The 11,111-nt window shown below is 56.9% G+C and carries 8 protein-coding genes; all 8 read right to left on the reverse strand.

Annotation, left to right across the window (positions count from 1 at the left end; genetic code table 11):
• On the reverse strand, positions 1–3,545 hold a 3,545-nt coding region (locus V7Z75_RS13095; protein WP_334109107.1), incomplete at its 3' end, for a hypothetical protein.
• A 46-nt stretch (positions 3,546–3,591) separates the two neighbouring features.
• The gene (locus V7Z75_RS13100; RefSeq protein ID WP_334109108.1) at positions 3,592–3,954 is read right to left on the reverse strand and encodes a hypothetical protein; all 363 of its coding nucleotides are present in this window, start codon (positions 3,952–3,954) and stop codon (positions 3,592–3,594) included.
• 8 nt (positions 3,955–3,962) lie between these two features.
• Complete coding sequence (locus V7Z75_RS13105; protein WP_334109109.1) at positions 3,963–4,376, reverse strand: hypothetical protein; 414 nt, start codon at positions 4,374–4,376, stop codon at positions 3,963–3,965.
• A complete protein-coding gene (locus tag V7Z75_RS13110; protein ID WP_334109110.1) occupies positions 4,373–5,053 on the reverse strand; it encodes a hypothetical protein in 681 nt (226 codons plus the stop codon). The genes V7Z75_RS13105 and V7Z75_RS13110 overlap by 4 nt, the downstream gene beginning before the upstream one ends.
• A 300-nt stretch (positions 5,054–5,353) precedes the next feature.
• A complete protein-coding gene (locus V7Z75_RS13115; RefSeq protein ID WP_334109111.1) occupies positions 5,354–7,360 on the reverse strand; it encodes a hypothetical protein in 2,007 nt (668 codons plus the stop codon).
• Positions 7,357–9,228, reverse strand: a complete 1,872-nt coding sequence (locus V7Z75_RS13120) for a hypothetical protein (protein ID WP_334109112.1) — start codon at positions 9,226–9,228, stop codon at positions 7,357–7,359. The genes V7Z75_RS13115 and V7Z75_RS13120 overlap by 4 nt, the downstream gene beginning before the upstream one ends.
• A gap of 60 nt (positions 9,229–9,288) precedes the next feature.
• Positions 9,289–9,924: a hypothetical protein gene (locus V7Z75_RS13125; RefSeq protein ID WP_334109113.1), complete on the reverse strand. Its 636-nt coding sequence runs from the start codon at positions 9,922–9,924 to the stop codon at positions 9,289–9,291.
• Positions 9,869–10,165 carry a MerR family transcriptional regulator gene (locus tag V7Z75_RS13130; RefSeq protein ID WP_334109114.1) on the reverse strand — a complete coding sequence of 99 codons (297 nt, stop codon included), beginning with the start codon at positions 10,163–10,165 and terminating at the stop codon, positions 9,869–9,871. The genes V7Z75_RS13125 and V7Z75_RS13130 overlap by 56 nt, the downstream gene beginning before the upstream one ends.
• Positions 10,166–11,111 lie beyond the last annotated feature (946 nt).

Raw genomic sequence — 11,111 nt, forward strand, 5'->3', positions numbered from 1 at the left:
ACGTAATCCACCGGAGTAATATCCGCGACCCCGGCCACCACCCGCACGGTATCCGCATCAACGAGATCACGCGCAGTGGCAGTATCAATGGCAACCTTGCGCGCCAACTCGGAAGTCGGGCCGTAGGTTGAAAGCTCGGTAACTCCCGCTCTGTTCACATCAGCGCGATACCACGAGTCCATCCAGTCGCGCCCATCTGGCAAATTGCCAATCCATGATGCCTGCCATTCCTCTGGCACGGACTGCAACGCAATCTCATGCACATCCACATGGATATCCAACTCAGGATCAAGCGTGGTGCGACCCACAAAATCCCCAGCATCATGAACCTGCGAGAACTCTGGCGCACGATACGCTCCGGATGCACGCACCTTGCGGCTCAACTTCACCGGAGCATCATCAGGGATCAGCGTCGTGATCGGATCAAACGCCCATCCGGGACCAGATGAACGAAGTCCACGCTCGCGCAAGTTCACATCAAGCTTGGCGGCTTGCTCGACAATCGTCGCAAACTCTGGTTTGTATATATCCTCCGGGTGCCAACGCAATCGCGCGTACACATTGTCAAGAGCACGATTCGCCCGCATCACGCTTCGGGAATTGGCGTCAGTCACATTGCTCGCCACCTTGCCCAACGACACGATCGGGCGCTTGCTCATGAACCCCTGTCCGAAGTGAAGCGGCACGGGAGATGCCGCCTTCCCCGTCATCGCCTCCCAGTACCGCATCGCGTTCGCATAATCAGTCCGGCGGAAAATCTCGCTCAGCTGATACAGGGTGTCACCACCCTGGATATTGCGCTCCCAGCTTTTGGTATAAGTAGGATCAATGGAATTCGTGACCTCCATCGTCCTCCATGCCATCCTGTCCGATTCATTCAGGTGCGATGTATTCGGCACATCCGTCCCCGGCGTATCAGAAAGGCGCTGCACCCGAATCGATTCCCCCCACTCGCCCCCAAGAACATCGCGCACAGGTCTGTACAGCCGCTCCTTGTTCATCATATCGATGTAGCGCGGCTTTAAGTCGCTCCCAGGCGGTGGCAACGGTCGCTGGAACCAGCGACCAAGCGACTGCTCTTCTTGCCCCAGCGCACCCGCAAGCGTCTGGCTCTCCACCACCTGCCCGTCAGATGTTTCTACGCGCCAACCATCTTCGGTCTTGACGGCACGAGAATTCCGCCCGGTCGGGATACTCTCCCCCGGTTGCAACCCTACAGCCTCATCGTAAATACGCTCGATCTCTGCCTGGTCAACCGCAGCCGGCTTCTCTCCTGTCCGCCGCTCCGCTGCGGTCATGTTGCGCTCATGCAGGCGCAACACCACATTCCCCTGCGCATCAACTTCCAGCGTGCCCAACCCGCCCACGGTATTGCCGCCAGCGCTCCCCTCTTGTCGCATCAGGTTCCCAATTGCGGATTGCGCATCCGCCACATGCTCACCCTTTCGTGCGGATGATACGAGCGGATTGAGCGGCCGAGTTCTCCGGCCACCGGGCAATGGGATGCCCTTACTACTCGCCTTGCCAATCCCCTCCAGCAATGGCCGCAAGCCAAGGTCGCCAATGTCTTCTGCGATCCGGGCTGTCTTTGTCAACGCGCCCGTGCCTCGTTCGGCCAGATGCAGTAGCCGTGCCGCTCGTGGCGTTGTCGCATTCAGCCGTGCCGCCCGTAACGTCGAGGTCGCACCCTTGCCAATACCGCCGACGCCAGCCGCCCATGTCAACGGGTCGGTGAGCATCAGGAACATCAGCCACGTTGCCGAACCACCAGGAGCATTCACTAACTCCGTGTCATGCCACCACTGCGCCACCGCCTCCCCACCGGTCACATCAGGGATGTCATCGCCGTCAGCATCCCAGCCATGCTCGTAAATACGCCGCGCCTCATCCTCATTCGCCTCAATGAAGTCAGCATACTCACGTACCCATGGCGCGTGTCGCTGCCATCGCGCCGCATCGGCCAGGCGAGACTCCCCGGGATACAGAATCGAATCTGTGATGAGATCAACATTCTTGTCCCCACCCCAGTTGACAAACAGCAACGCTCCCGCAATCGGGTTTTCTATTGCGGTCAACAACATATTCCGCAATCGGCCTTCTGGCATCTTTGCCATCAGAATAATTGTCATGGGCTCCTGTATGTAGGTATCCCACGCACTCTTCAGCTTCTGCGGAACGATCGCCGAGCTCACCTTCATCGCGCCATTGATCGATTTCTCCAGCACGGTTACAAAGGTATCAGTCGCCATATCTTCAATATTGGTGAGGAGAGTGTCTCGCTTTTCAGCGCGGGACTCAATGCGTTCGGTTCCCCTGGGGGTTATCAAAACACCGCGATTATCATATTGCTCCTGAACCAGCCATGCCTCTTTACCATCACTCACCCATGCCCAGCCATCAGGGGGCACGGGGATGTCGTCAGTTGTTGTCCCCGACTTCCCATACAGGTCATAGCCCGTTGTCCGAAGCACGGGCACTGGCTCCGTCGTCCCCCGCGGATATGCCTTACCGTCGATCTCGACCACATCTGCCCGTGATGCCACTTCACGCAATCGCTGGTTGGCAAGCGCGTGGTCATAATCGCGTGCGGCAACAGCAGCCTCAGTTTGTGTCGAATCACGCACCTCGGCATTGTCACGTATCGCACCCGTATCACTCATGCCCGGCAATGCCATAATGCCCGGCACCTGCTCACGAGAAACATTGCCCGTAACCAGGTTGTACATGCCCCCGGCAAGGGCCTCTTCCCCACTCTTCCGGGGACGAAGGATGACGCTTCCGTCTTCCTTGTGCTTCAGCAGCATAAATTCGCCATCACCGGTATCCGGCGCGGCCAACCCTTGTGTCGAGATGACACCCTCTCGCATGTTCTTGCCAAGGGCATCTCCAGCATCCATCATTGGCGTGCGCTTGATCCTGGGCAATTCCAGATCAAGCCCCGCCAGCGCTGCTGGTTGCATCTTCTCGTAGTTGTAAGCACTGGACTTGAGGTTCGCGACCAGCTTCGGATCGCTCGTTGGCTCGCGCACTCCGATCGGGGTCGTCAACTTATTCCTGTCGGCGAGAACAGACGGCATGGCAACCATGCTGCCATTCACGTCATACACGCCCCATTCCTCCGTAGCAGTCTCGCGTGGGATGCGCGTCACGGGCAAGGCATCGTCACGCTGCTGCTCTCGTCGGGCACGCTCACTCACGGGAATCGGCGGCAACTGCCGCACATCATCAATGCGATCCATATTCCAGCCGCCCCTGGACGCAGCCGGTTCAGGCACCATAAACTGTGCCGCCTTCACAGCAAGCGCCTCAGCCAACGACAATGTCGGAGGCGGCGGAATCGAACTGCCTTGCGGCGCGTATCCAACCACTCGCTCGCCAAATGCAGAAGCACCAGCGTTGCCAACCGCCCCGCCTAGCGCCTTGCCAAGATCGCTACCACCCGGATACAGCGCCGGCGGATCGGGGAGACGCGCCTCGCGCCTCACCGCACCACTAGTGTTGTTCTTGACGATGGCGCCCAGCGCCTGCCCGATATTTGCGGCCATGTATCATCCCCGTGAAGTGGCGCGCAAACTCACGCCAGTTCTGCTATCAGATCAGCCCGAACGCCCTCAGCGCAGCCACCATCCCCGGATCAGCCCCGCCACCACCATAGGGGTTAAGCAACGGCATCTGCGGTAACGGCGATGACATCTGCGACATCGGAGGCTGGTACTGCGGCATCAGCGGCGGTGCCTCCATTGGCATGGACGGCATGGATTGCGCTGGCACCATCGCTGCGGCATTCGCGCTGGCATTTCCACCACCTGCACGCTTCAGATAGTCTTGAAACTCCTGCGACGAGTTGCTAACGATACGATCAATCACCTCATTGGCGATGACACGGCCCGTATCAACCCCGCGCGATCCCTGTGCCTTCATCAAGTCAGATTGCTTGGTGCTCTTGCTTGCCATTCTTTCTCCTAGTTGTCCGCAATCGTACGTGTCGGCCCAACAAACCGTCCCTGATTCTCTCCGCGTTGCTGTGGGGAAAGGCGCAGAAACTGGTTGTACATCGGTGTGAATCCAATACTTCCCAAATAATTCTGATACAACAGCGTCGGGTCTTCAGCCAAGGCAGTCTTGTACCCCAGCTGTGTTTGGGAATACTGGTCTCGCATGTACTTGGCAAACGGATTCATATCCGCCTGCCCAATCCCCAGGCTGGCAAGATAACGGTTGTAAGCCGCATCCTGATTCTGGGAGAGATATCCACTCGGACCACCCACCATTGGCGATGTGGTCATGTCCTGCCCTTGGGTTTGCTGGAATCGATTGAAGCTGTAAAACGGATCGCGCCTGGCATTATCCCCCAGCATGTTTGCAATGGCCATCATCCTACCCCCATCAATTGACCCACATTGATCCCCGCACTCCGCAAGTAATCAATAAACGACCCAACTGCATTTCCACGCGCCGATTCACCCAGGTAACGATCGCGTTCCAGATTCAATCTGTCCATGATCGATCGAGCCATGATTGGAGACATGCCTGTATCCACGGCACCCCGAATCAAACCTATGGCGCTGTTTGCCTGCTGGCTCGGGTCACCTGTCGTCAGATAGGCATTGAGAGGGCTATCGGTTCCTCCTGCCGTGAAAATATTATTCAAGGCTGCACCGGTATTGATGCGAGCACCCGGAGTTTGCAAGGTGTTCCAGTAATCTTCCAGCCACCCCAGGTTGTCATCAATCGTTCCATTGTTGGCATTCATCCCCATCTGCCCCATAAACAAGGCATTGGCGGCATCAGCATATGGCGACAACATCCCGTACAGCGAGTTGCCTCCATCGTCGCCGTACTTGTCCTTAAGGCGCACCGCCAACATCGCCTGCGGATCACGCGCCATGATGGAACCAGCTGCTTGTAGCCACTCCGCCGTCTTGTCCGGTGCATCCACTCCCAACATCGGCGCGTCCGGAAGAGGCTGCTGCTCCCCTCCCGGCGCTCCTGCGTCACCTTCACCAGGCGATGGCTGCGTCGTGGTCGGTGCCTTCGGTTGTGCTGCAAACAACGCACCATTATGATTCCATCGACATACAAGATTGCCGGTTCCACCCGGCTCCTTTACCAGCGTGGCTCCACTCGGGCACCCCCAATAAGCAGAACTTACCGCGCCGGAAGCGCCACCCCCGCCAGAAGACTGCGCCGCATATCCGCCACCGCCCGCCGCAGAGACCCCAGAGGACCCTCCGGATGCGCTACTCCCGCCGGAGCCTCCGGAAGTCGCGGGGAGCCCAGCATACAAATTCACCTTTTGCTGTGTAGTAAGATTGCTGGCTGCCTTCCCAACATCAAAAAACGACACCATCGCTTACTCCATTCCCATCGGTGGCATTGGCCCCTGCGGCCCTGATCCTGGCCCCGGCCCAAATCCATACTGCGCGTTTGAATCACCCACAACCGTCCCTACAGGACTACCATCAGGAGGCATCCCTTCCGGTGCACCCGGTGCCTCTGCTCCACCTCCGGCCTTGCGTGCAGCAAAGAAGTCGGCCCACTCGTCCATTCCCTCGTTCCGCAATGTCTCAATCACACGCAGTTCCTGCACCACCGGATCATCCAGCAACGCATCTGCACGCACCCGCCGCAAGGTGCGGTGCGGATTCGGATCTTGCAATAAGCGCAGCGCGCTCAGCTTGTCCATGAGACCAGCGTTCATCAGAATGCTGGTAGCATTCCCAATCACACCCAGCATCTGCACCGATACATTCCGCATCGACACCTTCATGCGGATGCCAGTACCACGCAGGTCATGTGGCTTCAGCAAGAACGCCCGAGGGCCGTTAGGATCAGCATCCGCAAATGGCACAGTAATCTGGCCTTGCACACCCTCACTCCCCTGCTGCACCAGATGCCCCCAGTCACGGTACATGCGCAACCGCATTTCCATGCACTCGGTTTCGAATTCCTCCAGCACACGCTTGTGTGGCACGAGCTTGACCTGACCTGCTTCGTTCAGCACATTGGTGGCATATCCTGCCACATTGCTCTTGTCGTTGAGACCGTGCGCGGTCGGCGGTAGCTTCAAGCGCCCAATGTTCTCCTGCGCCCCGGCCAGCATCACATTCATCATTTGCGGCGATGGATCAATCGATCGCGGCCTCACTTCCTGCCGCCCCATCTTCATCGGGTTAACGGCATTCTTCTCGTTGCTGATCTCTGGCACGCCACTGGGGTAGGTCATGTCATCCATGTACACATCGGCAGGAGGATTCAATGACTTGTCGAACCCGGTCATCACCTTGGTCATCACAGCCTCATGCAGCATGTGCGGCGCACGCAAGAGCCGCACCAGACTGATGCCCTTGTTTGGATTCGATACATCTTGCGGATTCCAGCCACCATGCACACTGATGCTGTTGAGTTGCCGTTCGCTCATGGAGGATGGGTCAGACACGAAGCCCGGCATCCCCAAGCCGCCGAGCTTGTACACGAATGGCACAAAGCCATAGTCATGCGGCACCGGACCAAGGATGATCTCACCATTCAGCCAGACGATCCGCCATCTCCGATCCCAGTACTCGGTAACGGTACACTGCTCATGCGGTTGATATCGCGTTCGAAACTTGCCCTGTGGGTCTCGCCTCTCGTACAAGAAGCTCAGGTCGTTATCGCTGGTAGAAAATGCCCCCACGGCATCCGCAACAGTCGATGGATACACCCGCGCCATGATCTTCAGTCCACGTTTGTTCTCAAACACAGGAAAGCAGGTTGCCGGATCAAGCAGCGATTCGTTGAAAGGCATCTCGCCATCTTCGGCATCAAGGTTGAGCGTGACGTGCCATGCCAGCCGCCCGGTCGTGAGCAATGTCCGCGCCTTGTCCAGCGGCAAGGAACCATGTCCACTGGTGGAGTGCTGCCGCTTGGCATCGTCATAACACGCTGCCGCAAAATCAATCTTGCGCTCCGATGCATCCTCATCCGCCATGGTGGTGGCTGGTGCATCAAACGAGAGTTCCGAATCAGCCAGCTGATATGCAATCAGTTCAATCTCCGACATGATGCCACTATCGATCCAGGCATCATCATCGTCAGGATTGAAGTCGGCAAACGCACCAAAGGTTTCCATCCGCAGCGTGCGGTAGTCCTCAACAATATGCGACCGCAAGGCACCAAACTCGCCCTCCAGCACCTTCACCCGCGAGAACGCCTCCCCGGCATCCGGCTCGGGATAAGCGGATTCCTTGTACCAACGGGGATACAGCGGGGTGGTGAGCAATTTTACCTGCTCATCGATTGCCGCCTGCACCGCCTTCCCCAATTCCTCCATGGTGACATCGTCAACAAGTCCCTCCGGAATCATTGGCAGTTCTGTCATGTCCATGCGCTATCCCATCCCAGTTTCTTGTGACGATTACGAACAGTCGTCTTTGTCGGCTTCAACATCGGCAGGCTAGCAACTTCACGACCTCGCACGAGCACAGCGAAGTACTCCGCCGCGCTGGCGTGGTGAGAAGTCCAGTCATGCACTGGCGAGTTCGGCTCGCTCATGGCCGATCTCCCGGTATCCATCGGCTTGTATCGGTGTGCACGCAACGCATCAATCACATAGCGAACGCGAGCGAGATCATTGAATCGAAGGAGCGGGAGCAATCGCGTCAACGATTCCTTGCGAGCCCGGTGATACCGGGCACCTTCGTCATACTTGGTAATAACCTGTATCTCAAACGGCTTGAGATCTGGATACTTCTGGTTCAGTTCTCGCGATGTGAGATACATCGATGTGTAGAAACTCTGGGCCATTGCCCCACCCGCATTGTCTCCATACGGATCGCCCACAAAGGTGACGCTCCTGCCCATCTCGCGCAACTGCCACATCACATCCATGATCTCCTGAATATCATGGCTGTTGGCATAGTCCTGCTCCATCCGCATGTCATGGCCAGGTGGCCACCCCATCAGGATCGGAGTAAGGTATTGTGCTGACGGAATGTTGATGGTGATCGCATCAAACAGCGCATACGTATCCCCCGTGGCAGGCAGGTATTGGTACCACTGAATCGCGGTCGGATCGCGCAGCCCCGGATCAATCGTGATATACACATCACCAGCCAATGGATCATATGGATAATCACCGGGGATGATGGAGGCCGCTGCCGGGTACACCCAATCGCCAATGCCAGCATTCCAGTTGATTTCATACTCACGCTCGAAGCCAGCAATATCGTCACTGTGCCGCGCCCGCATATTGGCGAACCAGGTATCATCGCGCAGCGGATGTGCGTGCCATGGCAGCGTGAGCAGGCTTGGCCCTTCCTGCCGTGGGTTATACCGAGCCGCTCGCGCCTTCTCCACCAGTGCGTACATCCCATCACCCTCGCGTCGATCAGCAGAACTGAACACGTAGCGGTGATTGGTCACAGCGGAAAGCCCTGACCAGATATCCGAGAGCTTGTCATTCTTGCTGCCTTCGTCAATGAACACAGCCGACTGGCGATCCCCAATGCCGGTACGGCTGGTCGTGCTCTCACCACTGATCTGGTTCGTTCGGCTCGGATGCTTCAGGCTCAGCTTGTGATCATGCAGCTTCGGATCAAATCCACCCGGTACCAACCAATCCGGCAACCGACACGGCGCGAGATGATAGACCGTATCCGGTGCATACGTGCGTTCAGGGATACGCGCAAACTTGTTGATTCCAATCAGCGACCGCAGCTTGTAAAACATGGATTTCGGTTTATCCGAATCAACCAGTTCTTCCTTGTGAGAGATGAAGCCGATGAGTGCATCGTCAAGGAAGAGCCACTCATGCGCAGCGATCAGGCAAAAGGTCCAGGTAATGCCCATGTCACGAGACTTCTCAACAACACCATCGCCCTTGCCTGTCGGATCGTAATCCCTGGATTGCACATCCTGATACCACCGCACAGTCTCAACCTGAAACGGATACGGAATCCACGGGTACCAACCACGTGGCTTCGGCATATCCACAATCTTCCCATGCTCATCCACGCGCAGATCAGTCTCGCCCTTGGGGTCAAGCAACACCCCAAAGATCGCCATAAAGAAGACGGGATCATTCTTGCAAAGCTCAACAATGGCAGCCTTCTGCGCCGGGCCTTGCTCTGCCTGCCGGTGAATCAATTCCCGAAAGGCAAGCACCTTCTCACGCCAGAGCAACCACTCATAGGCGGTCTCTGGTACGGTTGCTATCTGCTCGGGGAATCCTTCAATCCTGTTTGGCATGCAGCGCAAGCCCTCCTGCCGGAGATTCTGCCCTCAACCCATGTAGCCGAGATACGCAAGCTAGGCCTCGCCGTCGCCGAGCGCCTGACGCAGGAGCTCCTCAACACTCTTGCCAGCGACGGTACCGGAGTAGTCGCGCTGCGGCCCAAGCGTCTTGCCATTCTCGGGGTCACGTGTCCATGCCATGTGGCCCGTGCGATCAAGAATGGAATCAGCCGCCTTCAGTCGCGTCAGGGGATTGACGCGAGGATCCTTCACAATATCAATCAAGGCTTCAGCGGCACTGATGGAGGCAATCTCCAGATCGTGATCCACGCGTTGAAACAACGCCGGTGCAAGTTCGCGGTGACGACGCTCAGCCTCGTCCGCCCACTTGTCCAACCGACACCAGGCATAGAGTGTTGCCACCTTCATGGGCCGATTCCGAAGGGCATCCACCACCGTATCACGGCTAAAGGCCGTCAGATCATCCGCATCCATATCCTCGTACTGATCTGGCAAGGTGTTGAGGTATTCAAGGACGAGCGGCATGCGGCGATGGAACTTCAGGTACCACAGCTCAAACGCGAGCTCTCGCACCTCCCGTGGCCACGGTTCATCCCCCACACGTGTGGAGCCATCCGCCATTATCCGAACCTTGTTATTCCCGCTCATGCGTACCTGCCAGGTCACCATTACCATAGGGGGCGCAGACATCAAGTGCGCGATCACCCATCACAGCAAGCCGCTCTGCCAGATCACACACGGTCACCCGTGCTTCAAACCACGCCTGGAGGCGCACCGCGCGATGCATGTGGTCAGTCGTATAGTTCCGGCCATCAGGAGATGACGACAAGGCTGGAGGCAATAATCGCCATCGGATCCAGGTCTTCACTCGCCCCGAAGATACACCCGCCGCATCCGCAATGTCATTGATGGTGTACACGCCTGCACTCATTCTGCACCTCAGAGAGGGATGGTATAGATACTCGGCTAGTCAGTCGATATACTTATACCACAGGTACGACTTGTCACCTGTTATCTACACGCTCCTGCTACTGGTGATCGCCTCTGCTCATCGCATCACGGTCACATCGAACATGCCTCTCTCCGGGTGCGTTTCTCCTTGCGGCGCATCGAGGCATATCAGCAACGGGGCTGAGCCAACACCCATGCCTGTGGAGGCGGCCACCAGTAGCAGGCAGAAGAAAGCCCTGGGATGTTCTAACCATCCCAGGGCGCGACACAGGGGAGAACTGTTTACATGTGCATGGATAGCAGTCAACTTCTTGCACTCATTCACAACCCCTTGGTATGATGTAGCTACAAACAGGGCGAGGAACAGACGCACGAGCTACCAACTCCCCTGCACATACAGTATCGGCACCGGCAAACGCTCCAGGTATTCGAAGGTAGCTGCTAACGGGAATCCTCGACCAGCATTCGCAATTGTATGATGTTGATCGTGCGAGCCCAGCGGTAGACAGAAACGCACTGGTAGAACGATTGTCGTGCAAATCACGTATGTGCAGCAACAGGGCTGAGCTGTTTCAAAAGCCCGGTGGCGGGGAGAGCATGTTACTGTTTCTGTTACAGAACATCCGCGTTACAGCAACAGTACAGCCGCCATCTACAGAACATCCGCGTTACAGCAACAGTACAGTATGCCATCTACAGCAACGTACAAGAGGAGTTCCCGATATCCAAAAGGGAACTCCTCTTGTACCGTTACAGTTCATCCTTGCCATAATAACAACCACTACTGGTAGAAGAGGATTTCCCTATTTGACAAGGGAAATCCTCTTCTACCGTTCAGTTCAGTAATGCCATATCAGCAGCAATGACAGCATGGGTGCAGGAGGATTCTCCTTGTGGATATCGGAGAATCCTCCTGCACAGCTACA

It is taken from the genome of Methylobacillus sp., from assembly GCF_036844465.1.
In the GTDB taxonomy this organism is placed as follows: domain Bacteria; phylum Pseudomonadota; class Gammaproteobacteria; order Burkholderiales; family Methylophilaceae; genus Methylobacillus.

Coding starts and splice junctions, on each gene's coding strand:
- V7Z75_RS13100 (WP_334109108.1), bottom strand. CDS start 3,954: ATGGCAAGCAAGAGCACCAAGCAATCTGACTTGATGAAGGCACAGGGA.
- V7Z75_RS13105 (WP_334109109.1), bottom strand. CDS start 4,376: ATGATGGCCATTGCAAACATGCTGGGGGATAATGCCAGGCGCGATCCG.
- V7Z75_RS13115 (WP_334109111.1), bottom strand. CDS start 7,360: ATGACAGAACTGCCAATGATTCCGGAGGGACTTGTTGACGATGTCACC.
- V7Z75_RS13120 (WP_334109112.1), bottom strand. CDS start 9,228: ATGCCAAACAGGATTGAAGGATTCCCCGAGCAGATAGCAACCGTACCA.
- V7Z75_RS13125 (WP_334109113.1), bottom strand. CDS start 9,924: ATGTCTGCGCCCCCTATGGTAATGGTGACCTGGCAGGTACGCATGAGC.
- V7Z75_RS13130 (WP_334109114.1), bottom strand. CDS start 10,165: ATGAGTGCAGGCGTGTACACCATCAATGACATTGCGGATGCGGCGGGT.